Origin of the sequence: Microbispora corallina (assembly GCF_016863035.1) — a bacterium.
In the GTDB taxonomy this organism is placed as follows: domain Bacteria; phylum Actinomycetota; class Actinomycetes; order Streptosporangiales; family Streptosporangiaceae; genus Microbispora; species Microbispora corallina.
Genome location: NZ_BOOC01000036.1, coordinates 90865 through 115327 on the forward strand (window position 1 = coordinate 90865; position 24463 = coordinate 115327).

Consider the following 24463-nt stretch of genomic DNA (forward strand, 5'->3'; position numbering starts at 1 on the left):
GGAGGTCGTCCCCGGACGGCGGCCTCGGCGGCCCTCAGGCGGGCCGGCCGGCAGGCGGCGCGTCCGCCTGTGGGTCCGCCGGTGGCGCTCCCGATGGGGGGCTTCCGCCGGGTGGGGCGGCGGCGGTGGGGTGCGCGGGCAGGCCGTTGAGGGACGCGACGCGCTCGGCGGCCCAGTCGGCCCACTCCCGCTGCATGGCCGTGAACCGCAACCCCCATTCCAGGGCGATGTTCCCGTACAGGGACAGCGGGTCGTCGCCCTGGCTGACGGACTCCCGGAGCTCCAGCAGCCCGGCGTGGTCCTCCTCGGCGGCCGTGGCCTGCCGTTCCAGGTAGGTCCGAGCCTGCTCCGGCTCCAGCTCGCTGAGGAAGAACACCCGGAGCAGGGCCTCGAAGCGGTGGGTCCGCTGCGGCTCGACCTCGGTCAGCCAGTGGCGCAGCTCCGCGATCCCTGTCTCGGTGATGGCGTACTCCTTGCGGCCTCGGGGCCCCTCGGCGGCGGCCTTGACCAGCCCCGCGCCCGCAAGGCGGTTGAGCTCCGCGTAGACCTGGCTCTGGGTGGCGGGCCAGACGTGGTTCAGCGAGATCTCGAAGACTTTCAGCAGGTCGTAGCCGCTCGCCGGGCCGGCGGTGAGCAGGCCGAGCATCGCGTGACGGAGACTCATGGCTCCGAATCTTACCTTCCTATGTTGACATGTCGCTACAGGAGGTTCTAGCTTCGACATGTCACTTATGGAACGTCGCTGTCTCGAAGGAACCCCCCCGTGATCCGCTACCTGCGCACCTTCCTTCCCTGGATCGCCTTCGCCGTCCTGAGCACGGACACGGAGGCGCGCTGGGGCGCACTGGCCGCGCTCGCGCTGTCGGCCGTGCTGCTCGCGGGTGACCGGCGGGCGGGGCGGGGCTGGGACGAGCTCGTTCTGGAGGTCGGCTCGGCGCTCTTCTTCGCCGCCCTGGTGATCGCCTCGTTCACGATCTCGCCGGCGCCTCTCGGGGCATACGGGCCGGCCGTCTCGGTGGGCTGGCTGGCGCTCATCTCCTGGGGGTCCCTCGCCGTCCGCCGGCCGTTCACGCTGGGCATCGCCCGGCAGTCGACGCCGGTGGAGGTGCAGGCCTCGCCGCTGTTCCACCGGGTCAACGCCGTCATCACCGCCGTGTGGGCGGCCGCCTTCACGCTCGACGCGCTCGCCCTGGCGGTCCTGTACGCGGTGGCCCCGCACGCCGCGGTCGCCATCGTCGCCGTCAAGGTCTGCGCGTTCGTGATCCCCGCGATCTTCACGCTCCGCTACCCCCGGATCGTCCGCGCCCGTTACGCCGTCTGACAGGAGTCCAGCCATGACGACCGCCGCCTACCTCACCGGCCTCCTGGCCCCCGTCCCGGACGAGATCGACGCGCTCGACCTGCCCGTCTCGGGGTCGCTGCCGCCCGAGCTGTCCGGCCGCTACTTCCGCAACGGCCCCAACCCGCTGCCGGGGCAGGATCCGGGTCACTGGTTCACCGGCCACGGCATGATCCACGGCATCCGGCTGCGCGACGGCCGGGCCGAGTGGTACCGCAACCGCTGGGTCCGCACCCCCCTCCTCACCGGGGACGGCCGCTTCATCACCGACACGGGGATCGACCGGACCGCCGTGCCGGCCAACACGCACGTCGTCCGCCACGCCGACCGCATCCTCGCGCTCGTCGAGAACGGCCTGCCGTACGAGATGACCCCGGAGCTGGAGACGGTCGGGCCGTGCGACTTCGGCGGCCGGCTCACCACCGCCATGACGGCCCACCCGAAGGAGGACCCGCTCACCGGCGACCTGCACTTCTTCGGGTACGGCTTCGCCGAGCCGTACCTCACCTACCACCGCCTCTCGGCGGCGGGCGAGCTGGCCGAGAGCCGGGAGATCCCGGTGCCGGGGCCGACCATGATGCACGACTTCGCCATCACCCGAAGCCATGTGATCTGGCTCGACCTGCCGGTGGTCTTCGACGTGGACTTCGTGGGCCGCGGCCTGCCGTACCGGTGGGACGACGGGTACGGCGCCCGGCTCGGCGTGATGCCGCGCGAGGGCGGCCCGGTGCGGTGGTTCGACGTCGACCCCTGCTACGTCTTCCACGTGGGCAACGCCCATGAGGACGAGCACGGGCGCATCGTCGTCGACGCGGTCCGCTACTCGCCCGGGGCGTTCGCGGCCCTGTGGCCGCGCATCGGCGGCAGCGCCAACCCGGCCGCGGAGACGGGCGGCGCCGCCCTGCACCGCTGGGTGCTCGACCCGGCCACCGGCGTCGCCAAGGACGAGCGGCTCGACGACCGCGCCGTGGAGTTCCCGACGATCAACGACGCCCGCACCGGACTGGCCGGCCGTTACGTCTACGCGGTCGCCGACGACGCCGTCGTGAAGTACGACACGGAGATCGGGGCGAGTCTCGCCCACGAGACCGGTGAGCGGTCGCCGGGCGAGGCGGTGTTCGTGCCGGCCGAGGGCGGCGGCGAGGACGAGGGCTGGCTGCTGTCGATCGTGGGCTCCGAGCACGAGGCGGAGCTGCGCGTGCTCGACGCGTCCGACCTGACGGCCGTGGCGTCCGTACGGCTGCCGCGCCGGGTGCCCGCCGGGTTCCACGGCTCGTGGATCCCCGACGAGTGAACCCCGCGGTTAGAGAACCGGCCGGTAGTGGGTCGTGATCCGGCCGTCGTCGAGCAGGTGGATCGCGATGGCCGGCGGCAGGTCGTCGTCGATCGGCGGCACCGCCGAGGTCTCCGACGGCAGCAGGCCCGTGTTGACCACGCCGGGGGCGACCAGCAGCGGCAGCCCGGCGAACGTGGTGGCGGCGGCCGTGTGGGCGTGGCCGACGAGGACGGCCACCACGTGCGGGTGCCCCTCCAGCACCGCGCGCAGCCCGTCGGGCTCCCGCAGGCCGATCTCGTCGACGTACGGGATGCCGAGGGCGACCGGAGGGTGGTGCATGCCGACGAAGGCGGGCACCCCGGGCGTTGCCGTGAGCACCGAGTCGAGCCAGGAGAGCGTGTCCTCGTCCAGCCGCCCCTCCGGACGTCCGGGGATGCTGGAGTCGCAGAGGGCGATCGTGGCGCTCGGCAGGTTGAGCGCCTGGTTGACGGGCTGGTCGCCGTCCAGGCCCAGCAGCGCCTTGCGGAGGTCGCCGCGGCTGTCGTGGTTGCCCGGGCACAGGACGAGCGGCGTGTCGTCGCCCGCCAGCAGCTCGCGCACGATCTCGTACTCCTGCGGCGCGCCGTGGTCCGCGATGTCCCCGGTGAGCACGAGGGCGTCGGGCCGCAGGCTCCGGGCGTACTCGAGGGCTCGCGCGGCACGCGCCGTGTTCCGCTCGCTCCCGTCGATGTGGATGTCGCTCACGTGGGCCAGCACGAGCATGAGGCACCTCTCCGGACTTTTGGGGCTCCAGCTTCTCATGGCGGCCGGGCCGCGGCGACGCCTGATTGATCTTGCCTGGGCGCGCGGGATAGGCCGGTAAGCCGTTCTATGGGCGATATGCGACATCCATGTGGTTTGTGGCTTGCGTATCAGTGGGTAGCGTCGAGACAGCGGCCCGCGAAGGGGATCGTGATGTCCACCGGATGGGATGTCAAGCACAGGCTGTGCCAGGCGATCAACGTGCACGACCTGCACGGCGTCCTGGAGTGCTACAGCCCGGACGCGGTCCTGGTCTGCCCCGCGGGCGTGGCGGAGGGGCGCGAGCAGATCGCCTGGATCTACGAGCAGCTGTTCAAGGGCTTCCCCGACTACCGCCAGACCCCGTGGCTGGAGGTCGACTGCGACGACCCCGCCGTCTCCGAATGGACGATCACCGGCACCCACACCGGGCCCTTCCTGCTGCCCGACGGGCGCGAGCTGGAGCCCACCGGCCGCCACGTGACCCTCCGCGCGTCCTGCCTGTCGTACGTCGAGGGCGGCCGGATCGTCACGCACCGGGAGTACTTCGACCAGCTGGAGCTGTACAGCCAGCTCGGGTTCGGCCTCGTCGAGCTCGGCGAGGACTGATCCCCTGATAGGCGGGTCAGCCGTGGGTCGCGGCGGAGCCGGCCGCCAGGCGCTCCGCCAGGATCCGCGCCCGGGCCAGCTGGACCTTGCGCGCCTGGCCCGCGGCGTATCCCACCAGGAACCAGGGGGCCGACAGCTCCAGCCGGTCGTCGACGCGGGTGCCCGAGCCGTCCGGGGACAGCTCGAAGCGGTAGGCCATCCGGACACCGCCGGGGCTGCGCACCTCCCCATGGACGGCGAGCCCGTCGGTGTGCAGGGCCACCCGGATCGGGTTGTCGTGCGTGACGACCCCGAGGAACCGGAAGCGCTCGACCGCCGTGTAGCGGATCACCCCGGGTTCGGAGCGGTCTACGTCCCTGACCGCGACCACGAGGGGCGACAGGCCGATGTAGTTCTCCGGCGTCGTCAGGTGGTCGAACACCTTGTCCGGGACCGCGTCCACGTGGAACGCGTGGGTGAGCACCCTGGTCGGCACTCCTGGCCTCCTGCGCTTGATCGTCATCTTCCTGGCGAATTGTGACAAGTCAGGACGATCAGGTGGAAGCGCGGCAGGGTCACGAAGCGGTGTCGCGGAGGTACGCGGCCGTGTCCGGGTCCGCCGGGTAGAACGACTCGATCATCAGCTCCGACACCGTGACGTCGAGCGGGGTGCCGAACGTGGCGACGATGCTGAAGAACGACAGCTCCCGGCCCGCCCGGCGCACCCGGAGCGGCACCAGGATGTCGCCCGGCCCCGGCAGCTCGACCTCGGGCTCCGGCTGGTCGCAGGGATAGTCGCACAGCTCCTTGTACAGCTCCCCGAGCCGGGGGTCCGCCGTGACCGCGATCTGCCGCCTCAACCGGCCGAGCAGGTGGGCGCGCCACTCGCCCAGGTTCACGATGTGCGGCGCGAGCCCTTCGGGGTGGAGGCTCGCCCGCAGCACGTTGGCGAGCAGGTCGGGGTCGACGCCCTCGCTGAGCAGGCCGATCCCGGCGTTGGCGTCGACCAGGTCCCAGTTGCGGTCCACGACCACGGCCGGGTAGGGGTCGTGGGCCGTCAGCAGCCGCCGGATCGCCTCGCACACGGCGGCCATCCGCGGGGAGTCGAGGGCGGACTCGGCGTAGACCGGGGCGTACCCGCCGGCCAGCAGCAGGTGGTTGCGCTCCCGGAGCGGGAGGTCGAGGTGCTCGGCGAGGTGGAGGACCATGTCGCGGCTCGGGTTGGCCCGGCCGGTCTCCAGGAAGCTGAGGTGCCGCGTGGAGATCTCGGCCTGGACCGACAGCTCCAGCTGGCTGAGCCGCCGATGCTCGCGCCACTGCCGGAGCAGCTCGCCGAAGGGCCTCTGGTAGATGTGCGCCGCTGTCACGTCCCCGACGCTATCCGGCGCCGTGAGGCGGGGCGATTACCCGCCGGGTAATCGCCCGCCGTCCCCGGGCCGTTCATTCCCAGCGGAACAGGCGGGCCGCGCCGAGCCCGGCCGCCGCCGCCCAGCCGGCCAGCACGGCCAGGTGGAGCGGCTGGAGGCCGTGGCCGTCGAGGGCGTCGAGCAGGCCCTGGCCGAAGGCGCCGGTCGGGGTGACGTCGCTGATCCGCCGCAGGACCTCGGGCATGAGCGGACGGGGCAGCCACATGCCGGCGAGGAACAGCAGCGGGAACATCACGGCCGCCCCCGCCCCCTGGACGACCCGGGAGTTCGGCGACACGGCGGCCAGGCACAGCCCGATCGCGAACATCGCCAGGCAGCCCAGCGTGAAGACGGCGGCGAACCCGAGCGGCGCCCGCGGGAACGGCGTGCCCAGCAGCACGTGACCGAGGGCGAGCGTCAGCGCCGTCGCCGCCGCCGCGACGACGGCGTTGACCACGAGTTGCGCGCCGAGCAGCGCGGACGGCCGCACGGGCGTCGTGGACATCCGGCGCAGCACGCCGCGCTCCCGGTAGACGACCAGGGCGGTCGGCAGCGTGCTGAGCGCGAGCGTCACCACCGACAGCAGGACCATCATCCCGGGCAGCTGCACGTCGACCACCCGCTGCCCGCCGAGGGCGGGGTCCGGGTCGCGGAAGCCGGGGATCGAGAAGCCGAGGACGAGCAGCAGGGCCGCGGGCAGCAGCACGGCGAAGAACACCGCGACCGGCTCCCGGAGGAACAGGCGGGCCTCGACGCCTGCCAGCCGGGCCAGACGGGCGGGGACGAAGGCGGCGTGGGCGGTCATCGGAGTCTCCAGGGTCGTGGGGGGAGTGGCCGCGGAAGCGGCCTCAGACGGCGGCATGGGCGCCGGTCAGGGTGAGGAACGCGTCGTCGAGCGTGGTCCGCTGGACGGCGAGGTCGGACAACCGGGAGGCGGGCAGCACCGCGAGCACCGCACCGAGCAGGTCGCCGGTGCCGGTCACCACGACCGTGTCGCCCTCCGTGGTCACGGAGGCGACCTCGGGCAGCGCCCGGAGGGCCTCCACCGGGCCGTCGGTGCGGAAGGTCAGCCGCCGCCCGCCGCCGGCCCGGTCGATCAGGCCGGCGGGCGTGTCCACGGCGAGCACCCGGCCCTCGGCGATGACCGCTACCCGGTCGCAGAGCCGCTCGACCTCGTCCATGAAGTGGGTGACCAGCACGACCGTGACCCCGCGGTCGCGGATGCGGGCCACGAGGTCCCAGGTCTCGCGCCGGGCCTGCGGGTCGAGGCCGGTGGTGAGCTCGTCGAGGATCGCGATCCGCGGGTCGCCGACCAGTGCGAGCGCGACCGACAGCCGCTGCCGCTGGCCGCCCGACAGCTTGGCGAACGGCGTCCGCGGGTCGAGGCCGGCCTCGCCGAGCAGGTCACGCCAGTCGGCGGGCCGGGAGTAGAACGAGGCGTAGAGCGACAGCGCCTCGCCGACCCTGATCTTGTCGGGCAGCGAGCAGTCCTGGAGCTGGACGCCGACCTGCTCCTTGAGGTCGGCGTCCACCTCGATCCGCCCGGAGGTGGGGGTGCGCAGGCCGGCGACGCACTCGACCGTCGTCGTCTTGCCTGCGCCGTTGCGGCCGACGATCCCGAAGATCTCGCCCTCCTCGACGGAGAACGAGACGTCCTCGACCGCCACCCGTGCGCCGTACGTCCTGCGGAGGTGGTCCACTGTGATGATTGCCATGCTCCACGACGGTAGGAACCGCGCGGCCCGGCCGGAATGCGGCTGGAGACCCGGCATGGGTGTACCTACCTCCACCGCTTCGGGTGCCTCTCCCCACTGTGCGGGCCGTCCGCGGTGGCGGAGACTGGGGCGCATGGTTCGGAGAACGCTGAGCGCGCTGGGCAGAGGCGTCGCCCTCCTGGGTGCGGCGCTGCTCGGGGAGGCGGCGGCGCTGGTCATGCTCGCCGGCGTGCTGCTCAGCCTGATGCTCGGCCTGGTGTTCCTGTTCCCCCCGGCCGTACGGCTCGCGCGGGCGGCGGCGGGGCTGCACCGGCGGCTCGCCGGCCGGTGGTCGGCCGGCCCGGTCGACGACCCGTACCTGCCCGCGCCGGGGCCGCCGGTGCGGCAGCCCGACGGGTGGTACCGGGACGGCCGGACGCTGTACAAGACCCCCGTCGTCCCCGCGTTCAACCTGCGGCTGAACTGGCTGCTGAAGGACCCGGCCACCTGGCGCGACCTGGCGTTCCTGCTCACCGCCCCGCTGCTGGGCACGGCCGTGGCCGCCCCGGCCGTCCTCGCGGCGGGGGGCGTGCTCCTCACGGCGTCCGGCGTCCCCGCCGGGCTCGCCGCGGTCGCGGTCGCGGCCGCCGTGGCTCCCTGGTACGCGCCCCGGGCCGTCGCGTCGTACGGCGGGGTCGCGGCCCTGCTGCTCGGGCCGACCGAGCGGGCCAGGCTCGCCCGCCAGGTGAACCGCCTGGCCGCCGCCCGCGACGAGGCCGTGGACGCGCAGGCCGCCGAGCTGCGCAGGATCGAGCGCGACCTGCACGACGGGGCGCAGGCCCGGCTGGTGGCGATCGGCATGACGATCGGCGCGGCCGAGGAACTGCTGGCGTCCGACCCGCAGGCGGCGCGGGCGCTGCTCGTCAAGGCGAGGGAGGCCTCCGCGACCGCCCTGCAGGAGCTGCGCCGGCTCGTGCGGGGCATCCACCCGCCGGTGCTGGCCGAGCGCGGGCTCGCCGACGCCGTCCGGGCGCTCGCCCTCGACACCCCGCTCCAGACCCACGTCACCGTCGACGCGCCGGAGGGCCTGGAGGCCCCGCTGGAGTCCGCCGCCTACTTCGCCGTGAGCGAGCTGCTCGCCAACGCCGTACGGCACGGCGGCGCGAGCGAGGCGTGGGTGGACGTCAGCACGCACGGCTCGGCCCTGCGGATCACGGTAACCGACGACGGCCGGGGCGGTGCGGACCCCTCGCGCGGCACGGGCCTCACGGGGATCGAGCGCAGGCTCGGCGCCTTCGACGGCGTGCTCGCGCTGAACAGCCCGCTGGGCGGCCCGACCACCGCCGTGATCGACCTGCCCAGGGCCGTGCGCGGCCGTACGCGGCCCGTCCCGACCGGGCGGGCGGTCACGCTGGCCGTGTGCTGGACACTGTGCTGGATCCCGCTCTTCCCCCAGGGGCTGGTGGCCGCCGGCTTCAAGATCGCTGGATCGACGGAGAAGGCGTGGTTCCTCGGGCTCCACGTCGCGGAGCCCTACCAATGGCCGGTGATCATCGGCATGATCCTCCTCGGAGGGACCATGCTCGCCGGTGCCGCCCTCCAGACCGCGAAGCACCGGGAATCGAGGGCGGGGGAGTGCGCGTAGTCCTGGCGGAAGACCTCCACCTGCTGCGGGAGGGTCTGGTCCACCTGCTCCGCGCGCACGGCTTCGACGTGGTCGCCGCCGTCGAGTCGGGCCCCGGCCTGCTGGAGGCGCTGGTCGCCGAGTGTCCCGACGTCGCGGTCGTCGACGTGCGGCTCCCTCCGACGTTCACCGACGAGGGACTGCAGGCGTCGCTCGCGGCCCGGCGGCGCGTCCCCGGGCTGCCGATCCTCGTGCTGTCCCAGCACGTGGAGCAGCTGTACGCCCGCGAGCTGCTGGCCGACGGCAGCGGCGGCATCGGCTACCTGCTGAAGGACCGGGTGTTCAACGGCGAGCAGTTCATCGACGCCGTACGGCGGGTCGCCGCCGGGGGGACGGCGATGGACCCCGAGGTCATCGCCAAGCTGCTGGTGAGCAACGCCCGCAAGGAGCCGATCGGCCGTCTCACCCCCCGCGAGCGCGAGGTGCTGGAGCTCATGGCGGAGGGCCGGTCGAACGCCGCCATCGGCCAGCGGCTCCACCTCAGCGAGAGCGCGGTCGGCAAGCACACGGCCGGCATCTTCGCCAAGCTCGACCTCGCCCCCTCCGACGACGACAACCGCCGCGTGCTGGCCGTCCTCGCCTACCTCAACTCGCGGTGACGCCGGCGAAACCCGATGCCAGACTGGTCTCGCCGGGTTTGTCGGTGCAGGCGGCTACGGTGGCCAGCGAGTGGCGGCGCACACGGGAGGTCGGGATGAAGTTCCAGGTGAACCGGGATGTCCTCGCCGAGGCGGTGGCGTGGACGGCCCGGGTGCTGCCGGCCCGGCCCGCCGTCCCCGTGCTGGCCGGCCTGCTGCTGGAGGCGGGCGACGACCTGCGGGTGTCCGCCTTCGACTACGACGTGTCGGCCCGAGCCGAGATCGAGGCCGACGTCGCGGAGCCGGGGCGCGTGCTGATCCCCGGCCGGGTGCTCGCGGAGATCACCCGCAGCCTGCCCGCGCGGCCCGTGGAGATCGTCAGGAGCGGCTCGGAGGCCGTGCTGACCTGCGGCAGCGCCGAGTTCGGGCTGCTCACCATGCCCGACGAAGACTTCCCGACCATGCCGGTCATGCCGCCGAAGGTGGGCGCCGTCGGCGGGGGCGTGTTCGCCGCCGCGGTCGGCCAGGTGGCCCCGGCGGCCAGCCGCGACGACACCCTGCCGATGCTGACGGGCGTCCGGATCGACATCGACGGCGTGCAGGTCGCGATGGCGGCGACCGACCGCTACCGCATCGCCGCCCGCGAGTTCCTGTGGCACCCCGAGCGGGACGGCGAGCGCCACGGTGTCGTGGTCCCGGCCCGGGTCCTGGTCGAGGTGGCCCGCTCGCTGCGCGGCGGCGAGGTGTCGATCGGCCTGGGCGACAACGTCGCCGGGTTCGAGAGCCAGGGCCGGGTGACCACGGTCCGGCTGCTCGACGACCAGTTCATCGACTACCGGGCGCGCCTGTCGGAGGAGTGGCCGGTCCACGCCGACGTCGTGGTGGGGCCGTTCGTGGAGGCGATCAAGCGGGTCTGCCTGGTGGCCGAGCGGAACACGGCGGTCCGGCTGTCGTTCTCGCAGGGGCAGGTGCTGATCCAGGCCGGCGGAGGGGACATCGGCCGGGGGGCCGAGGTGATCGAGGCCGACCTCGACGGGCCGGACATCCAGATCGCCTTCCAGCCCCACTTCCTGCTCGACGGCCTCGCCGGCGTCGAGACCGAGCGCGTCCGCGTCCACATGGACTCGTCCACCCGCCCGGCCCTCGTCACCGACGACGGCGACGACCCGGGTTTCCGCTACCTCGTGATGTCCCTCCGCCTCGCCTGACCCTCAGGGGGCCGGCGCGCGTCGCGGAGGGCGGCCACCGGTGGGGAAGACCAGGTCAGGCCGTCAATGGTGGACGGGGGTCAGGAGGTCAGGCCGGAGTCGGTGAGGGCGATGAGGATGTGCTCCATGCACGCGTGGCCGGCGCGCTCCGCGGCGGCGGCGTCACCGGCCGAGATGGCGCGGACGATCGCGTCGTGGGGGATGTAGTTCTGCTCCAGCGAGCCGCCCGCCGCGGCGATGCTCGCCCGCAGCGCGGCGGAGAAGTCGACGTACAGGTCGATCAGGACCTGGTTGTGCGTCGCCTCGACGACCGCGACGTGGAAGGCCAGGTCGGCCTCGACGAAGGCGTCCGGCTCGCCGTCCGCCCACGCCTTCTCCCGCTCGGCCAGCGCGGCCTCGACCGCCGCGATGTCCCCGTCAGTCCGCCGGGTGGCCGCGAGGCGGGCGGCCTCGACCTCCAGCGCGCGGCGGACCTCCAGGATCTCCAGCTGCTCGGCCGCCCGCAGCCGCCGGGCCATCGCGCCCGACAGCTCGCTCGTCGCCCGGACGTAGGTCCCGTCTCCCTGACGGCACTCGAGCAGCCCCGCGTGGGTCAGGGCCCGTACGGCCTCCCGCACGGTGTTCCGCCCGACGCCGAGGTGCTCGGCCAGCACCGTCTCAGTGGGGATCTTGGCATGCATCTGCCAGGAACCAGAGGTGATCTGCTCCTTGAGCTGGTCGATCACCTGGTCCACGAGAGACGCCCGCTGCGCCGTCCGCAGGCTCACGTCAGCCTCCTCTGGGTTACCAATCATCCGATGATTGAATGAGTGGTCGACCCTAATTATTCCAGAGCCCCTAGAACAAATCCGGAGCTCCAGGAGGCTTTATCGGGCGAGCACCGCCGAGGTAGTGGAGCCCGGTATGTTCACTCGGATTCCCACGGCTTCCAGGGCTCTACGATATGCCCCCGCCTGCTGATCAAGGGCACCGGCCTGTCCCCAGAGGTCGCCGAGCGCACGCCAGGTGCGCGCGGTCTCCCGGTCGAGGGAGGCCGGCCCCGCTTCGAGCAGGTCCTGCGCCCGGCGCAGCGCCGGCGTCGCGTCGTCGGACCGTGCCAAAGCGACCTCGGCGAGGACGGTGTACGCCGTGGCGGCGGTGGTCCCCGGAACGCCGACCAACAGATCCAGTGCCTGTTCGGCCAGATCCGCTGCGGATTCCGTGTCTCCGGAACGGAGCCGGACGTAGCTCAGCACCACGAGGCTCTTCGCGTGTTCGGCCCGCTCGTTCGCGAATCCGGCGAAGACCCTGCTCGCGGACGTCGCCAGCTCGTTGGCTCGATCCAAATCGGCGTCTTCGGGATCCGAGGCCGTGAGCCTCGCCCAGTTCATGGCGATCCGCGCGCAGCGGATGGCGATCCGGGCGGGCCGGCCGGCGGCCAGCGCGTCCTCCGCCAGCTGGACGGCGAGCGCGGAGTCCTCCCCCTCGGCGGCCGTGACGCTGGCCTGCCAGAGCGCGAGCACCTCGGAGCTGCTGTCACCGGCCTCCGGGGAGCCCGTCGCGGTGAGCACCCGCTCGACGTACGGCAGCCCGGTCTCGGCCTCGACCAGCGCGAGGGCCAGCTCGACGGCGAGCTCCCCCTCGACGAAGCCGAGCCGGTCGACCTGGGTCAGCGCGTGGGCGCCGAGGTCCTTGGCCCGCAGCCGGTCGCCGGCCCGCTGGTAGCAGCGGCACAGCGCGATCGTCAGCGGCAGGTCGGCCAGCCGCTCGGGGTGGGCCGCGGCCTCGCGGCGGAGCCGCTCGTAGGCCTCGACCGCCCGGCCGGTGCGTCCCTGCGCCTCCAGCGCGCGCGCCACGCCCATCCGGGCGTGCGCGGCGAGCATCGCGTTGTCCTCGCCCGCCGCCTTGACGATCTCGCCGAAGCGGTCGGCCGCGACGACGGGGTCGCCGTGATACAGCTCGAGCTCGGCATGACGCAGGCCGAGCTCGGTGTCGATGCGCTGCCGCGGTTCTATGCCGTGAAGCAGGAACTCGGTGGTGCACCCGAGCCGTTCGGCGAGCAGTCGCGCGACGACGGGAGTAGGCGTCCGCTTACCGGACTCGATGAGGGAGACGTAGCTGTCCGACAGGTCGGGTCCGGCCAGCTGGGCTTGGGACATGCGCCTGCTCAACCGCAATCCGCGGACGCGGTCGCCGATGGTTCCCTGACTCGGCATCTGATCTCTCAGGGCGGGGGAATGGTCAATGGTGTCGCCATAATGGCACGAAGCGACCGAATCGTGTAACCCTCCGTCAAGAATCACGACGGTGAAGGTTCGATCACGGGGACGCTGCGGGGGAGGTGGGGGTCAGTCGTCGTCCCCGTCCTTGCTGGGGAAGATCATCTGACAGACCTCGAGGTAGAGGGTCTCGGGGTAGGGGATGTGGGGAACGGTGCGCAGGGCCTGGTCCTGGCCGGCCGACTCCATGACGAACTCGCCGTAGCCGAGCATGCGGCCGAGGAGCGAGCGCTGGAAGCTCATGTCGGTGACCTTGGTCAGGGGCATCATCGCGACCTTGCGCGTGATGAGGCCGGTGGTGAGGAGCATGCGCTGGGACGTCACGACGAAGTAGTCGACCGACCACTCCGCCACCTTCCACACGAAGCGGATGAGGAGGAGCAGCCAGGCCCACCAGACGAGGACGAGGATCTGGCCCGCTCCGCTGTCGCTGAGCCACTTGCTGAGCAGTCCGGCGAGGATGAGCCCGCCGAATATCTCTGCCACCGGCCGGAGGAGCACGGCGGGGTGGCGTCTGACCATGATGACTTGGTGCTCGTGGGGGAGGAGGTAACGGTTGACCGACGACGGGGCGGAGTCCCCGTGGGTCACAAGTCTCATGTCAGGGTGGCGAAGAACTGCGCCATCGAGTTGGCCGCGCCGACCAGGCCGTCGAAAGCGCCGTGCACCGTGTGCGCGGCGTCGGTGGGCCGGGTCAGAACGTAGAAGGTGACCACTCCGACGCTTGTCCACTTGAGGATCTTCTTGACCTGCACTGCCGTCACCACTCCCATGACCTATACATTACCCAGGCGGCTCCCTCGGTAAAGATGCAAACCTCCGAAGATCCGCCACGCCGATGTGGCCGGCGTCATCCGCGCTCGGCGGCGGCGGTGGCCAGCACCCGCAGGTGCTTGCGCGCGATGCGCTCGACCAGGGCCGGAGGGGCGGAGCCGGTGACCTCCACCGCGCCGTGATGCGCGGCCTGGACACATCGGGTGACGGTCGCGGCGGGGTGCACCCCCGCGAACTCGTCCCTGAGCAGGGCCTCGAGCTGCTCGTAGCGCTCGTCGGCCGGAAGCTCGCTCATCGCACTCCCTGGTGGCGCGCCGCTCGCGCGAACGCGGCGAGACGTCGACATCACTATGCGTACCCGTATGGGCGCGCACTGTAACTATGGCGTGGGAGGGGCGGGAACGGGATCAGACCACGCCGTACAGGCGGTCACCGGCGTCGCCGAGACCGGGCACGATGTAGCCGTTCTCGTTCAGCCGCTCGTCGAGAGCGGCGGTGACCACGCGGATCGGCTTCCCGATTCCCTGGAAGGCCTCGTCGAGGTGGGCGAGCCCCTCGGGCGCGGCGAGCAGGCAGATCGCGGTGACGTCCTCGGCGCCGCGGTCGAACAGGAAGTGGACGGCGGCCGCGAGCGTCCCGCCGGTGGCCAGCATCGGGTCCAGCACGTAGCACTGGCGGCCGGACAGGTCCTCGGGCAGGCGGGTCGCGTACGTCTGCGCCTTGAGCGTCGACTCGTCGCGGATCATGCCGAGGAAGCCCACCTCCGCCGTGGGGAGGAGACGGGTCATGCCGTCGAGCATGCCGAGGCCGGCCCGCAGGATCGGCACCACCAGCGGCGCCGGCCGGGCCAGCCGCACGCCGTGGGCCGGGGCGAGCGGCGTGTCGACCGTGACGTCGGTGACGCGGACGTCCCGGGTGGCCTCGTAGGCGAGCAGCGTGACGAGCTCGTCGGCGAGACGGCGGAACGTCGGCGAATCGGTCCGCACGTCGCGCAGGGTGGTGAGCTTGTGGGCGACGAGCGGGTGGTCGACGACGAGGGTCTGCATGGCTCCAAAAGTTACCGTGTCCTGAAAGGTCACTCGACGTCACCTGGCTTTTGATCACAATTTGGCTGGAGCGCCGTACGGTATGACTTCGAGTCTGGGACGATTGCCTGACGTGAGGGCCTTGCCGGTGGGGAAGACGATGACAGACGTGGACACGCTTGACTTCGCCATCGTGGTCTACCGCGAGGACGACCGCTGGGAGGCCGAGATGCTCCCCGTGGCGCTCACCTCCGATCTGCGCGGGCTCATACACGCCCTGCGGCAGACGCCGAGCATGGGGACCACGATTGGCATGGTCGCCGTGGGGGATGACTTCTTCGTGGCTTTACGGGTCTTCGGCGAGCGCGTGAGCGTTTTCCTCTCGGACATCACCGCGTCGTGGGACTGGCCGCTGGCGCAGCAGGTCCTCGAGTATCTCGATGTGCCCGTCCCCGAGGAGGAGGAGCTCGACAGCGTCCTCCCGGCGGGCGACCTGTCCATCTTCGCCGACCTCGGGCTCGACGAGATGGAGCTCGGGGCCCTCTCGGGCGACCTCGACCTGCTGCCCGACGAGGTGCTGTCGAGCATCGCCGCCCGGCTGGGCTTCTCCCAGCCCTTCGAACGCGCCGTCGACGCCGCCATCGGCTGATTTCGGGAGACGGCAATGCCCTCGAGATCCAACCTCTTCTCCGCCGCCTTCGCCAGGACCGCGGGCGGCTGGACCGGCGCCGAGGTCGACCTCGGCGAGGCCGAGATCGTCGACGACCTCGGCGACGCCGCGCAGGAGGCCCTCAACCTCGACGGCGACGAGCTCACGCTGCTGTGCGTCGAGGTCGAGGACGAGTGGTTCGCGATCGTCCGCTATGAGGACGACCTCGACCCGCGGGTGTTCATCTCCGACGCCCACGCGGTGCAGGGCGACCCTCTCGGCGAGATCTTCGCCGACCTCGCCGGCGTCGTGGTCGACAAGGACGCGCCCGATCTCGGCATCCGCCCGGTGGGCGACCTGGAGCTGCTGGCCGACTTCTCGGTGAGCGCGGAGGAACTGCTGGAGCTCAGCATGGAGGAGGGCGTGCTGCCCGCCGACATCCTGTCCCTCATCGCCGAACGGCTCGGCTTCGCCGACGAGCTCGACCGCCTGCGATGACCGCCGCCGATGGCCGCCGCACCCGCGTCCCCTGACGCGTACGAGGCCGCCATGCGGCTCGCGCTGGCCGAGGCCGTACGGGCGGGGAGGCGCGGCGAGGTGCCGGTCGGGGCGGTCGTCCTCGATTCCTCCGGCGCCGCGGTGGCGGCCGCGGGCAACGACCGCGAGGCGAGCGGCGACCCCACGGCCCACGCCGAGGTGCTGGCCCTGCGGGCCGCGGCACGCGCGGCCGGGGAGTGGCGTCTCGCCGGCCGGACGCTGGTCGTGACGCTGGAGCCCTGCACGATGTGCGCGGGCGCGGCCGTCCTGTCCCGGGTCGACCGGATCGTGTACGGCGCGGTGGACGAGAAGGCGGGGGCCGTCGGCTCGCTCTGGGACGTCGTCCGGGACCGGCGGCTCAACCACCGGCCCGAGGTGGTGATGGGCGTGCTCGCGGACGAGTGCGGCGCTCTGCTCAGCGAGTTCTTCGCCGGCCGCCGCCGCTGACGGGCCGTCGCCGCCTCAAGGAGCCGCCGAGCGCCGGTGGCCGCGGGGAAACGGATGCGCGGGCACTGGCATTCGTCCGGTAAGCTGCTGCGCGGTGGAGTCGCCTAGTGGCCGAGGGCGCACGCCTCGAAAGCGTGTGTAGGGCAACCTACCGTGGGTTCAAATCCCACCTCCACCGCTCATGTGATGTCGCACGACATCGGAAACCCCTGAACCCACGGGTTCGGGGGTTTCGTGTTTCTGGGGTTGGCGGTGATCGGCTCCCGGAGCAGTGGTCCGGTGGCGGCGGCACGTCCTCTCCGGAGCCGCACCCGGCTCCGGAGAGGGTTTATGGGTGCATCACTGCGAGGTGGCCGGGTGTCCGCGAGTCCGGCCAGGGTGTCCCAGTCGCGGCCGGGGAGGAACTCCTACGGGACGCTGTAGAGGAACCACAGGTTGTACTGGTAGTCGCAGTGGTACCAGCTCCACATGTGGTTCTGGACGCCGTAGTCCCCATACCGATAGCAGTCGGACGAGTAGTAGTAGACGTTGCGCAGCGTGTCCGCGTGCGCGGGGCTGGCGGTGGCGACGATCGCCAGCCCGCTGACCAAGGCACCGGCGACGGCCAAAGCTCTGATCTTCCGCACCTACCCTCCTTCGAGGTGGATCTCGTGCCGGACTTCCACTGCGGAGCATCGCAGCGCGGACGATCTCGGTACAGATCACGTTTCGTCGCCGCCGTCGCCGGGCGAGGTGACCTGCGGCGGCACCGGGCAAGCGCGCCGCGGGTCTGAAACTTTCCCGCGGACCCTTCTCCACCGCTCACGCGAGAGCCGCCGGCCTGCGGCAGGTCGGCGGCTCTCGTCGTCATCGGGGGCCGGTCGTCAGTCGTCGAGCTCCAGCACGCGGGCGTGCAGCACCGAGCGCTGGTGGAGGGCGGCCCGCAGGGCCCGGTGCAGCCCGTCCTCCAGGTAGAGGTCGCCCTGCCACTGCACGACGTGCGGGAACAGGTCGCCGTAGAACGTCGAGTCTTTCGCGAGCAGCGAGTGCAGGTCGAGCACCGCCTTCGTCGTGATCAGCGTGTCGAGCCTGACCTGCCGGGGCGGGATGCGCGCCCACTCGCGATGCGACAGGCCGTGCTCGGGATAGGGTCGTCCGTCGCCGATCAACTTAAAGATCACGGTACGTAGTTTAGGAGACAATGGCGTTGTTTGGCGTCGATAGCCGCCCAGCGCCCGGTCAGATGCCTCCCGAGAAGGTGTCGCACGCGCCGGGATCGCCCGAGCTGTAGCCGTTGGAGAACCACTTCTCCCGCTGCGCCGAGGTGCCGTGCGTGTAGGTGTCCGGGTTGGCCCGGCCCTGCGCCTGCTCCTGGATGTGGTCGTCGCCGACCGCGGCGGCGGCGTCGAGCGCCTCCTTGATGTCGGCGTCCGTGAACGGCTTTGCGTAGAAGCCGGTGTCCACGGCGTTCTTGGCCCAGACGCCCGCGTAGCAGTCGGCCTGCAGCTCCAGCCGCACCGACCCGCTCTCGGCGCCCTGCTCCTGCCCGACCCTGTTCATCGTGCCGAGCAGGTCCTGGGCGTGGTGGCCGTACTCGTGGGCGATCACGTACGCCTGGGCGAACGGGCCGCCCTTGGCCCCGAACCGCGAGGTCAGCTCGTCGAAGAACGTCAGATCCAGGTAGACGTGCTTGTCGGAGGGGCAGTAGAACGGCCCGACCGAGGTGTCGGCCGCGCCGCACCCGGTCTGGATGCCGCCGGAGAACAGCGTGGTCTTGGCCGATGTGTAGCCGTCGATCTGGCCTTCCCAGTACTTCTGGACGCTGTTGACCACGCCGACGACCCGGCATTTCTCGGACTGGTCGGCGTCGGCGCCGGTCTTGCACTGCTTGCTCAGGTCGGTGCTGGGCTGGAGGCCCGCGGGCTGGTCGCCGCCGCCGCCCGTGACGTCTCCGGGGTTGATCCCGAATATCAGGGCCACGATGAGGGCGATGATGCCGGCGGCTCCGCCGCCGATGGCGAGGCCACCACCGCGAAAGCCGCCGCCGCCTCCGCCGACGTCTTCCACCTGGGAGGTGTCGAGTCGTGCTCGGTCATCGAAATCCATCTGCGACGCTCCCGGTGAGAGGGGCGCTGGGTGCGCTGTCGATGCTGTCGCCGGGGCCTTCTGCCCAGAATGCCGATGATCATTCATGGCAGCCGATGCCGGCGCGTTCTTCGTGGGAGTTTGTACCGAATGTGGCGCTAGGATTCCCGCGTGGCCCCACCCGTGTCCCGGACGATCGCGGAGACGGCTGGGGCGCCTCCCGTCTCGGTACGCGACCGTCTCGTGCCGCCCATGCCGGGCAGCCCGCTGTGGGGCTGGCTCGGCCCGCTGATCGTGACGGTCTTCGCGGGGTTCCTCCGCTTCGACCGGCTCGGCGTCCCGCGGGCCGTGGTCTTCGACGAGACCTACTACGCCAAGGACGCCTACGCCCTGCTCAGGTTCGGCGTCGAGCGCAAGTTCGCCGCCGACGCCGACAAGCTCATGCTGGCGGGCCGCACGGACATCTTCACTTCCTGCGGCCAGGACCCGTACTGCGGGTACGTGACGCACCCGCCGCTGGGCAAGTGGATGATCGCGGTGGGCGAGTGGCTGTACGGCCTCACGCCGTTCGGCTGGCGGTTCGCCGCCGCGCTCGTCGGGACGCTCAGCGTGCTGGTGCTGGCCAGGGTCGCCCGGCGTCTCACCCGTTCGACGCTCCTCGGCTGCCTCGCGGGCCTCCTGCTGGCGCTGGACGGCCTGCACCTGGTGTTCTCCCGCTCGGCCCTGCTCGACGTGTTCCTCACGTTCTGGGTGCTGGCCGGGTTCGCCTGCCTCGTCGTGGACCGGGACCGGGCCCGCGCCCGGCTCGCGGACTGGTACGGGACGTCCTCGCTGGCGGGCGAGGGGCCGCGGCTGGGCCTGCGCCCGTGGCGCCTGGCGGCCGGCCTCTGCGTGGGGGCGGCCCTGGCCACCAAGTGGTCCGGTCTGTTCTTCGTCGTCGCCTTCGCGCTCCTCGGACTGCTCTGGGACGCGGGCGCGCGGCACGCCATCGGCCTGCGCCGTCCCTTCCGGGAGTCGCTGCGGCTCGACTGGCCTCTCGGCCTCGCGTGGACGGTCGTGCTGCCCCTGGTGGTGTACGTCGCCTCGTTCGCGGGGTGGTTCGCCTCCGCCGCCGGATGGGGCCGCAACTGGGCCCAGGCGACCTCGAACGGCTGGGTGTTCTTCGTCGTCGACTCGGTGCGGTCGCTCGTCCACTACCAGAGCCAGGTGCTCGGGTTCCACGAGGGGCTGGACGCGTCGCACCCCTACCAGTCGCAGCCGTGGACCTGGCCCCTGCTGCTGCGTCCCGTGGCCTTCTTCTACGAGGCGCCCAAGGGCGCCTGCGGGGCGGCCACCTGCTCGCAGGCCGTGCTCGGCACCGGCACCCCCGTCATCTGGTACGCCGGACTGCTCGCCCTGGTAGCCGCGCTGACCTGGTATGCCGCGACCCGGGACTGGCGGGCGGGGAGCGTGCTCCTGCTCTACGCGGCGGGCTGGCTGCCGTGGTTCTACTACGCCCTGGCCGACCACCGCACGATGTACCTGTTCTACGCGCTCCCGATGGTCCCGTTCATGATCCTGGCCATCGTGCTGGCGTGCGGACTGATCCTCGGCTGGGTGGACGCCTCCCCCGCCAGGCGCGCGCTGGGCGCCTCCGTCATCGGGGCGTTCGCGCTGCTGGCGCTGGTGAACTTCTGGTGGCTGTGGCCCGTCCTCACCGCCGTCCCCGTGCCGTACGACGACTGGCACAGCCGCATGTTGTTCCCCAGCTGGATCTGATCCTGGCAGGCCGCCGGGCGTGTCGATCTCCCGCGGCTTGACCCCGACTTTGCCCGGCCCCCATCCGCCCAGAACGGTCGTCTCACCGTCACACGTACAGGCTGTCCTGCGTCGGTTACAACAAGCGACCAGGAACGGAAGGCCGATGAAACTCACACTCACGATCGCCGGTCTGGCGGTGGCGGGGCTCGCCGTCGGCGGAGCGGCGACGGGAACCGCGTTCGCCTCGAATCACGCGTCCAAGCAGGCGTCCTCGGCTCACGGGTCGGCGTCGACGTCGGCGTCCTCTGCTCAGGGGTCGACGCCGGCGTCCTCGGCGGGGCGGGAGACCCGCGTGCAGGGCGGGCACCTGGACCCGCAGCTCGGCCGCCGGCTGGGCCGCCACCACCGGCACCACCACCACCGTCGTCATCACCACCACCACGGCCAGGTGCCGCTGGGACAGGTGGCGCAGGGCGGGAGCACGCTCAACGGGGTGAAGACCCCCGGCCGGTGAGGCCGGAGGGGGCGGGCCGTCCGATCGGCCCGTCCCCTCCCCGCCGGCGCCGTCCGGTCAGGGGAGGGCCGCGGTGGTGAGGGCGGCCTGGGCGCGGGGACCGGGCAGGATGAGGGCGCCCTGCAGGATGAGCATGAAGCGCTCCAGGCCCGGCACCAGCGTGTGCACGGCGGTGATGCCGCCGGGAAGCTCGGCCACGATCCGGTGGTAGGGAGGGTGGCCGGCGCGGGTGAGGACGTCCACCAGCGCGCGCAGGTGCTCGGCGGGATTCGCCGGGACGGCGATGGGCGGGACGTACGGCACGGTGCGGGCACTCGCCAGGTGGGCCGTGAGGTCGAAGCGGCCACAGGCGTGCAACTCGGGGTAGCGGGCCAGCGCGGACAGGTCGGACGGGTGGGCGCCGGAGTGGTCGCCGCTGAGGACACCCTGGATGAACTCGGTCAGCGCCCGCCAGGCGGCGTAGTGGCCGCTCAGCGAGGTCCCGGCGCCGCGCCGGTGCGGAACGCCCGCGGTCGGGGCGGCGTAGGCCAGGAAGGTGGGCACGCCCAGGTCGGTGGTCATGTCCAGCAGATGCACCCGCTGCCCGGCCAGCCGCTGGGCCAGGGCGTGCGCGGCCGCCAGATCACGCGGGAGGGTGGTGACGTCCACGCGGCGCAGCCGGTGCCCGCCGCCCAGGAAGGCGTGTGCCAGCAGCAGCGAGTACGCGTCGCGCTCGACGGCCTCGTTGAGGGCGTGCACCAGCGCCTCCGCGGCGGTCACGCCGATGGCCGAGCCGCTGTTGCTGCTGTAGCGCGCCACCCACCGGTAGTCGCAGCGATCGCCAGCGGCCGCGCGGGCCTCCTCCCCGCCGTCTTCGAGGTACCACGGGGCCCCCAGGAACACCGGGGCCGCCACCTGCTGGTGGTCGCCTACGGCCCCGGCCTCGTGCAGGGGGATGTAGTCGTGGCAGGCCAGCGGCTGGTCGCCCAGTTCGGCCAGCAGCGGGGCGATCACGTCCCGGCCGAGGACGCCGCCGGCCAGCGCGCGGGCGGGACGCAGGCGAGTCCGGGCCGGGTCGAACCACTCCGGGCCGGTCGCGTAGTGCTCCAGCGCCTCGAACAGCGCCCCCACCCGGGCCTCCTGACGCAGGCCCTTGCCCATGCCGACGCCTTCCGGCGCCACCTGGCCGCTGGCGGTGCGTAACACGCACCGGTAGGCCGTCGGCTCGCCGCCGGCTTGAAGCTCTTCGAGCCCGGCCTCCAGGGCCAGCTCCCGCAGGGCGGCCAGGACCAGGCGTTCCGCCTCTGGCAGCGGCACCGCCCGCTCCACCTCCGACGGCGGCGGGCCGCCCGCCGGGCGCGCGACCGGGCTGCCGTTGCCGGCGCTTCGCTGATCGAGGTGGTCCATGCCCGCGTCCTTCCGGTGTGCCGGTGTGACGACGGTGGGAACCGCTTGGATGTGCTGGTCGGGAAGCGGTGGGCACGGAAGGTGCCGTGCCCACCCGGGTCACCACCGCCGTCGGCGGCGGTGACGTGTCACTCGGTCTCGCGGAACGCGGCCAGCAGCTCCTGGAGCCGGCTCTCCTCCGCCTTCGTCAGCTCCTGCTGGGCCTGCTCGCACTGACGCATATCAGGACGGTAAGCACCCATGATCGGTCTCCTTCCTCATGGGTCCCTGACTTGTATTGGGCACCATCGCCCCCAATCGGTCGAGCCAATACCAATCGCCCCTCCATACTGGGAAAACACACTGCCCAGCCCAGATCAAACAGGGACCACGGGCGCTTAAGCATCACGTCCGCGACTCACCGGCCGGAACGCGGACGCACTGTGGTCAGGCCGCAGTGTCAGCTGACTTTGAGTCGCTCATCTCCGAAACGGAGCCCGGACAAGATCATCTTTGCGGCTCCAGGGGGCCGAGGTCTCGCACGGTCTGGGCGAGGGCACGGATGAGGTCGGTTTCGGTGTCGGTGCGCCAGACCATGCCGAAATGCAGGGGATCGAAATCGCGGAAAGGCAGCCACACGATGTCCGGGCGCGGCCAGTAACGGGTGGAATGGGCGGGCAGGACGTTGACGACCTCGCCGACGCTGACGAGGGTGAGCAACTCGTCCATGTTGATCGCCCTGGGACCGCGCTCGATCATGTGGCCGCCGGGGGTGTGGGTGGGCAGGTAGCTGTCTCCCCAGTAGACGGGAACGTCCGAGGTGGTATGCCGGAAATCGGCGAGCATCTCCAGGGAGGCGGATGGCCGGGCGGCCAGTTCGTGATCCACGGCCACGGCCAGGACCCGGGGGTCGCGGAACAGGGTGGGCCCAACGGTGAGGTCGGGTTCCTCGACCGGCAACCAGGCGATCAGGACATCGATCTCGTCGGCGCGTAGCCCGGCGAACGGGTTGTTGTAAGGCGCATGACGGATGTGCAGTTCCCACTGGGGGTGGCGGGCACGAAAGGTCTCCCAGTACGGGCGCAGGTCGTGGGCGTTTCCAGGGATCAGGCCGACGCGGAGCCTGGCGGTCTTGCCGCGGGCGGCGAGGTGGGCGCGTTCGAGGCTGTCGCGCAGGCCCGCGTAGACCGGTCTCAGGTCGTCGCGGAGTTGGCGGCCGAGCGGGGTGAGGCGGATCTGGCGGCGGTTGGTGCGGTCGAACAGCGCGCCGCCGAGGCGGCGTTCCTGCTGGTTGATGGCCTGGCTGACCCGTGCTTGGGAGACGTGCAGCCGGTCGGCGGCCCGGCCGAAGTGGAGCTCTTCTGTCAGGGTCAGAAAGATCTCGATATCCCGCATCTCCATGCCTGCCCCGATCTGTAGCTCAATCGGCCCACCGGCCGACAGCATACGAAGGAAGAAGCTGATGACGCGCCTTCGCGTCAGCGGGTGAGACGGGCTGCCAGGCGAAGAATCCGAGGTCCTCACGTTGTGATAACCCGCGGGTTATCACGGAGCGCTCGAAGTCGGCGTTGATCGAGACGCGGCGTCTCAGCAAGGTGGAAAGCAACCGAGGCAGTCCGCGTAAGCCGACGACTGTTGGCCTCACGCGTGTTTCTCGATGCCTCATTCCAGAGGAGCCGCATCATGCAAGCGCATATGACGAACCCCGTCTTCGCCCTTCCCGACGGGACGGAAGGCATCGGATGGACTTGACGGGGATGTACGCCATGCACCACGCCCTGCGCCGGGAGCTGGAGCACATCGCCCGCGTCACCGTCCGGATCGACGACGATCCCAGGCGCATCCTGCGCACGGCGATCGGCTGGCAGTTGTTCACGCGATCCGTGCGCATCCATCACAGTGCCGAGGACGACATGCTCTGGCCGGTGCTGCGCCGGCAGTTGGCCGACCGGCCGGACGACCTGGTGCCGCTGGAGGCGATGGAGGCCGAACACGCAGCCATCGACCAGCTCATCGCGACGGTCGACGAACTGCTGGCCGACCCCGACGCCGACCAGGTCCGGCTCGGGGACCTCACCGACTCTCTGGTCACCGGCCTGCGCGGGCATCTCGAGCATGAGGAGGACGCGGTGATTCCGCTCACCCGGCGTGCTCTCACCACAGCGCAGTGGGCGGCCTTCGACCAGGTCCACACTCAGCGGGTCGGCGCCGACGCGCCCCGGTTGCTGCCATGGCTGCTGGAGGAAGCCGACCCGCGGATCACCGCGAGAATGCTCGCCACCCTGCCCGAGCCCGCCCGCACCGCCTACGACACCCAGTGGCAGCCCGCCCACGCCGCCCTCGACCGCTGGCGCAGCCGAGCGTGACCACCACAATCGCGCGCGGCGGGTCGGGAAGGGTTCCACGCCACGCCCGGCCGGCCGCTTCCTGCCGAGCGGGAACGGCTGGCCAACACCATCGATCACGTCGCGGTCGGCTGACCGTGACGAAACAGAGAACGGATGTCCGGATGACAACCAGTCAGGTCCAGGGGCCTG

General features: G+C 71.7%; 29 protein-coding genes and 1 tRNA gene. 13 read left to right on the plus strand and 17 right to left on the minus strand.

Annotated features, from left to right (window positions below; all coding sequences use genetic code 11):
- Positions 1 to 34 precede the first annotated feature (34 nt).
- Positions 35 to 664, minus strand: a complete 630-nt coding sequence (locus Mco01_RS30970) for a PadR family transcriptional regulator (RefSeq protein ID WP_204060385.1) — start codon at positions 662 to 664, stop codon at positions 35 to 37.
- A gap of 99 nt (positions 665 to 763) precedes the next feature.
- Between Mco01_RS30970 and Mco01_RS30975 the strand changes: the two genes are divergently transcribed.
- Both Mco01_RS30975 and Mco01_RS30980 read left to right on the plus strand, forming a co-directional pair.
- Positions 764 to 1321: a hypothetical protein gene (locus Mco01_RS30975; RefSeq protein WP_239104025.1), complete on the plus strand. Its 558-nt coding sequence runs from the start codon at positions 764 to 766 to the stop codon at positions 1319 to 1321.
- 13 nt (positions 1322 to 1334) lie between these two features.
- Positions 1335 to 2633, plus strand: a complete 1299-nt coding sequence (locus tag Mco01_RS30980) for a carotenoid oxygenase family protein (protein ID WP_204060386.1) — start codon at positions 1335 to 1337, stop codon at positions 2631 to 2633.
- Positions 2634 to 2642: 9 nt separating this feature from the next.
- On the opposite strand, the gene Mco01_RS30985 is transcribed toward Mco01_RS30980, so the two are convergent.
- The gene (locus tag Mco01_RS30985; RefSeq protein WP_204060387.1) at positions 2643 to 3377 is read right to left on the minus strand and encodes a metallophosphoesterase; all 735 of its coding nucleotides are present in this window, start codon (positions 3375 to 3377) and stop codon (positions 2643 to 2645) included.
- A gap of 192 nt (positions 3378 to 3569) precedes the next feature.
- Here Mco01_RS30985 and Mco01_RS30990 point away from each other — a divergent pair, with 192 nt between their 5' ends.
- Complete coding sequence (locus Mco01_RS30990) at positions 3570 to 4004, plus strand: ester cyclase (RefSeq protein ID WP_239104026.1); 435 nt, start codon at positions 3570 to 3572, stop codon at positions 4002 to 4004.
- A gap of 16 nt (positions 4005 to 4020) precedes the next feature.
- Here Mco01_RS30990 and Mco01_RS30995 read toward each other — a convergent pair whose 3' ends face one another.
- The 4 genes from Mco01_RS30995 to Mco01_RS31010 all read right to left on the minus strand — a co-directional run bounded on the left by Mco01_RS30995 (position 4021) and on the right by Mco01_RS31010 (position 7104).
- Positions 4021 to 4479 carry an SRPBCC family protein gene (locus tag Mco01_RS30995; protein ID WP_204060388.1) on the minus strand — a complete coding sequence of 153 codons (459 nt, stop codon included), beginning with the start codon at positions 4477 to 4479 and terminating at the stop codon, positions 4021 to 4023.
- A gap of 79 nt (positions 4480 to 4558) precedes the next feature.
- The gene (locus Mco01_RS31000; protein WP_204060389.1) at positions 4559 to 5350 is read right to left on the minus strand and encodes a helix-turn-helix domain-containing protein; all 792 of its coding nucleotides are present in this window, start codon (positions 5348 to 5350) and stop codon (positions 4559 to 4561) included.
- Between the two features lie 73 nt (positions 5351 to 5423).
- Positions 5424 to 6194, minus strand: a complete 771-nt coding sequence (locus tag Mco01_RS31005) for an ABC transporter permease (RefSeq protein ID WP_204060390.1) — start codon at positions 6192 to 6194, stop codon at positions 5424 to 5426.
- A gap of 43 nt (positions 6195 to 6237) precedes the next feature.
- Entirely contained in the window at positions 6238 to 7104 is an 867-nt protein-coding gene (locus Mco01_RS31010; RefSeq protein ID WP_204060391.1) for an ABC transporter ATP-binding protein, read from the minus strand.
- A gap of 133 nt (positions 7105 to 7237) precedes the next feature.
- Between Mco01_RS31010 and Mco01_RS31015 the strand changes: the two genes are divergently transcribed.
- From Mco01_RS31015 to dnaN, 3 genes are all read left to right on the plus strand, one after another.
- Entirely contained in the window at positions 7238 to 8728 is a 1491-nt protein-coding gene (locus tag Mco01_RS31015) for a sensor histidine kinase (protein ID WP_204060392.1), read from the plus strand.
- Positions 8719 to 9366: a LuxR C-terminal-related transcriptional regulator gene (locus Mco01_RS31020; RefSeq protein WP_204060393.1), complete on the plus strand. Its 648-nt coding sequence runs from the start codon at positions 8719 to 8721 to the stop codon at positions 9364 to 9366. Before Mco01_RS31015 ends, Mco01_RS31020 begins: the two co-directional genes overlap by 10 nt.
- Positions 9367 to 9461: 95 nt before the next feature.
- The gene (gene dnaN / locus Mco01_RS31025; protein ID WP_204060394.1) at positions 9462 to 10553 is read left to right on the plus strand and encodes a DNA polymerase III subunit beta; all 1092 of its coding nucleotides are present in this window, start codon (positions 9462 to 9464) and stop codon (positions 10551 to 10553) included.
- Between the two features lie 80 nt (positions 10554 to 10633).
- Here the strand turns inward: dnaN and Mco01_RS31030 are convergent, their stop codons facing one another.
- From Mco01_RS31030 to upp, 6 genes are all read right to left on the minus strand, one after another.
- A complete protein-coding gene (locus Mco01_RS31030) occupies positions 10634 to 11320 on the minus strand; it encodes a FadR/GntR family transcriptional regulator (protein ID WP_036324724.1) in 687 nt (228 codons plus the stop codon).
- A 99-nt stretch (positions 11321 to 11419) separates the two neighbouring features.
- Positions 11420 to 12748, minus strand: a complete 1329-nt coding sequence (locus tag Mco01_RS31035; protein ID WP_204060395.1) for a helix-turn-helix domain-containing protein — start codon at positions 12746 to 12748, stop codon at positions 11420 to 11422.
- A 132-nt stretch (positions 12749 to 12880) separates the two neighbouring features.
- Positions 12881 to 13411 (minus strand): PH domain-containing protein, encoded by a 531-nt coding sequence (locus Mco01_RS31040; RefSeq protein ID WP_204060396.1) that lies wholly within the window; start codon positions 13409 to 13411, stop codon positions 12881 to 12883.
- Positions 13408 to 13584, minus strand: coding sequence for a hypothetical protein (locus Mco01_RS31045; RefSeq protein ID WP_157099485.1), 177 nt, complete (start codon positions 13582 to 13584; stop codon positions 13408 to 13410). The genes Mco01_RS31040 and Mco01_RS31045 overlap by 4 nt, the downstream gene beginning before the upstream one ends.
- Positions 13585 to 13661: 77 nt before the next feature.
- Positions 13662 to 13880 carry a hypothetical protein gene (locus Mco01_RS31050; RefSeq protein ID WP_036324721.1) on the minus strand — a complete coding sequence of 73 codons (219 nt, stop codon included), beginning with the start codon at positions 13878 to 13880 and terminating at the stop codon, positions 13662 to 13664.
- A 112-nt stretch (positions 13881 to 13992) separates the two neighbouring features.
- On the minus strand, positions 13993 to 14631 hold the full coding sequence (gene upp, locus Mco01_RS31055) for a uracil phosphoribosyltransferase (protein ID WP_204060397.1): 639 nt from the start codon (positions 14629 to 14631) through the stop codon (positions 13993 to 13995).
- A gap of 139 nt (positions 14632 to 14770) precedes the next feature.
- On the opposite strand from upp, the gene Mco01_RS31060 reads away from it, so the two are divergent.
- The 4 genes from Mco01_RS31060 to Mco01_RS31075 all read left to right on the plus strand — a co-directional run bounded on the left by Mco01_RS31060 (position 14771) and on the right by Mco01_RS31075 (position 16421).
- Positions 14771 to 15259, plus strand: coding sequence for a tRNA adenosine deaminase-associated protein (locus Mco01_RS31060; protein WP_036326306.1), 489 nt, complete (start codon positions 14771 to 14773; stop codon positions 15257 to 15259).
- Between the two features lie 15 nt (positions 15260 to 15274).
- A complete protein-coding gene (locus Mco01_RS31065) occupies positions 15275 to 15757 on the plus strand; it encodes a tRNA adenosine deaminase-associated protein (RefSeq protein WP_204060398.1) in 483 nt (160 codons plus the stop codon).
- A gap of 9 nt (positions 15758 to 15766) precedes the next feature.
- Positions 15767 to 16243, plus strand: coding sequence for a tRNA adenosine(34) deaminase TadA (gene tadA, locus Mco01_RS31070; RefSeq protein WP_204060399.1), 477 nt, complete (start codon positions 15767 to 15769; stop codon positions 16241 to 16243).
- Between the two features lie 93 nt (positions 16244 to 16336).
- A tRNA-Ser gene (locus Mco01_RS31075) sits at positions 16337 to 16421 on the plus strand.
- A 229-nt stretch (positions 16422 to 16650) separates the two neighbouring features.
- Here Mco01_RS31075 and Mco01_RS31080 read toward each other — a convergent pair.
- From Mco01_RS31080 to ypfJ, 3 genes are all read right to left on the minus strand, one after another.
- Entirely contained in the window at positions 16651 to 16869 is a 219-nt protein-coding gene (locus Mco01_RS31080; RefSeq protein ID WP_084369718.1) for a hypothetical protein, read from the minus strand.
- Between the two features lie 237 nt (positions 16870 to 17106).
- A complete protein-coding gene (locus tag Mco01_RS31085; protein ID WP_036324717.1) occupies positions 17107 to 17403 on the minus strand; it encodes a type II toxin-antitoxin system VapB family antitoxin in 297 nt (98 codons plus the stop codon).
- Between the two features lie 58 nt (positions 17404 to 17461).
- Positions 17462 to 18328 (minus strand): KPN_02809 family neutral zinc metallopeptidase, encoded by an 867-nt coding sequence (gene ypfJ, locus Mco01_RS31090; RefSeq protein WP_204060400.1) that lies wholly within the window; start codon positions 18326 to 18328, stop codon positions 17462 to 17464.
- A gap of 231 nt (positions 18329 to 18559) precedes the next feature.
- Here ypfJ and Mco01_RS31095 point away from each other — a divergent pair, with 231 nt between their 5' ends.
- Together Mco01_RS31095 and Mco01_RS31100 are read left to right on the plus strand one after the other, a co-directional pair.
- Positions 18560 to 20065: a dolichyl-phosphate-mannose--protein mannosyltransferase gene (locus Mco01_RS31095; protein WP_204060417.1), complete on the plus strand. Its 1506-nt coding sequence runs from the start codon at positions 18560 to 18562 to the stop codon at positions 20063 to 20065.
- Positions 20066 to 20210: 145 nt separating this feature from the next.
- Positions 20211 to 20561: a hypothetical protein gene (locus Mco01_RS31100; RefSeq protein WP_204060401.1), complete on the plus strand. Its 351-nt coding sequence runs from the start codon at positions 20211 to 20213 to the stop codon at positions 20559 to 20561.
- A gap of 57 nt (positions 20562 to 20618) precedes the next feature.
- On the opposite strand, the gene Mco01_RS31105 is transcribed toward Mco01_RS31100, so the two are convergent.
- Both Mco01_RS31105 and Mco01_RS31110 read right to left on the minus strand, forming a co-directional pair.
- On the minus strand, positions 20619 to 21947 hold the full coding sequence (locus Mco01_RS31105) for a YcaO-like family protein (protein ID WP_204060402.1): 1329 nt from the start codon (positions 21945 to 21947) through the stop codon (positions 20619 to 20621).
- Positions 21948 to 22433: 486 nt separating this feature from the next.
- Complete coding sequence (locus tag Mco01_RS31110) at positions 22434 to 23372, minus strand: LysR family transcriptional regulator (protein ID WP_239104028.1); 939 nt, start codon at positions 23370 to 23372, stop codon at positions 22434 to 22436.
- 296 nt (positions 23373 to 23668) lie between these two features.
- Here Mco01_RS31110 and Mco01_RS31115 point away from each other — a divergent pair, with 296 nt between their 5' ends.
- Entirely contained in the window at positions 23669 to 24292 is a 624-nt protein-coding gene (locus Mco01_RS31115; protein ID WP_204060403.1) for a hemerythrin domain-containing protein, read from the plus strand.
- Positions 24293 to 24463 lie beyond the last annotated feature (171 nt).

Excerpts from the sequence above, each read along its gene's own strand:
- Mco01_RS31060 (WP_036326306.1), top strand. The coding sequence starts at position 14,771 with ATGACAGACGTGGACACGCTTGACTTCGCCATCGTGGTCTACCGCGAG.
- Mco01_RS31095 (WP_204060417.1), top strand. The coding sequence starts at position 18,560 with ATGCCGGGCAGCCCGCTGTGGGGCTGGCTCGGCCCGCTGATCGTGACG.
- Mco01_RS31045 (WP_157099485.1), bottom strand. The coding sequence starts at position 13,584 with ATGGGAGTGGTGACGGCAGTGCAGGTCAAGAAGATCCTCAAGTGGACA.
- Mco01_RS31015 (WP_204060392.1), top strand. The coding sequence starts at position 7,238 with ATGGTTCGGAGAACGCTGAGCGCGCTGGGCAGAGGCGTCGCCCTCCTG.
- Mco01_RS31065 (WP_204060398.1), top strand. The coding sequence starts at position 15,275 with ATGCCCTCGAGATCCAACCTCTTCTCCGCCGCCTTCGCCAGGACCGCG.
- Mco01_RS31105 (WP_204060402.1), bottom strand. The coding sequence starts at position 21,947 with ATGGACCACCTCGATCAGCGAAGCGCCGGCAACGGCAGCCCGGTCGCG.
- Mco01_RS31035 (WP_204060395.1), bottom strand. The coding sequence starts at position 12,748 with ATGCCGAGTCAGGGAACCATCGGCGACCGCGTCCGCGGATTGCGGTTG.
- Mco01_RS30985 (WP_204060387.1), bottom strand. The coding sequence starts at position 3,377 with ATGCTCGTGCTGGCCCACGTGAGCGACATCCACATCGACGGGAGCGAG.
- Mco01_RS31010 (WP_204060391.1), bottom strand. The coding sequence starts at position 7,104 with ATGGCAATCATCACAGTGGACCACCTCCGCAGGACGTACGGCGCACGG.
- tadA (WP_204060399.1), top strand. The coding sequence starts at position 15,767 with ATGGCCGCCGCACCCGCGTCCCCTGACGCGTACGAGGCCGCCATGCGG.
- upp (WP_204060397.1), bottom strand. The coding sequence starts at position 14,631 with ATGCAGACCCTCGTCGTCGACCACCCGCTCGTCGCCCACAAGCTCACC.
- Mco01_RS31050 (WP_036324721.1), bottom strand. The coding sequence starts at position 13,880 with ATGAGCGAGCTTCCGGCCGACGAGCGCTACGAGCAGCTCGAGGCCCTG.
- dnaN (WP_204060394.1), top strand. The coding sequence starts at position 9,462 with ATGAAGTTCCAGGTGAACCGGGATGTCCTCGCCGAGGCGGTGGCGTGG.
- Mco01_RS30970 (WP_204060385.1), bottom strand. The coding sequence starts at position 664 with ATGAGTCTCCGTCACGCGATGCTCGGCCTGCTCACCGCCGGCCCGGCG.
- Mco01_RS31005 (WP_204060390.1), bottom strand. The coding sequence starts at position 6,194 with ATGACCGCCCACGCCGCCTTCGTCCCCGCCCGTCTGGCCCGGCTGGCA.
- Mco01_RS31115 (WP_204060403.1), top strand. The coding sequence starts at position 23,669 with ATGGACTTGACGGGGATGTACGCCATGCACCACGCCCTGCGCCGGGAG.
- Mco01_RS31110 (WP_239104028.1), bottom strand. The coding sequence starts at position 23,372 with ATGCTGTCGGCCGGTGGGCCGATTGAGCTACAGATCGGGGCAGGCATG.
- Mco01_RS31040 (WP_204060396.1), bottom strand. The coding sequence starts at position 13,411 with ATGAGACTTGTGACCCACGGGGACTCCGCCCCGTCGTCGGTCAACCGT.
- Mco01_RS31100 (WP_204060401.1), top strand. The coding sequence starts at position 20,211 with ATGAAACTCACACTCACGATCGCCGGTCTGGCGGTGGCGGGGCTCGCC.
- Mco01_RS30980 (WP_204060386.1), top strand. The coding sequence starts at position 1,335 with ATGACGACCGCCGCCTACCTCACCGGCCTCCTGGCCCCCGTCCCGGAC.
- Mco01_RS30990 (WP_239104026.1), top strand. The coding sequence starts at position 3,570 with ATGTCCACCGGATGGGATGTCAAGCACAGGCTGTGCCAGGCGATCAAC.
- ypfJ (WP_204060400.1), bottom strand. The coding sequence starts at position 18,328 with ATGGATTTCGATGACCGAGCACGACTCGACACCTCCCAGGTGGAAGAC.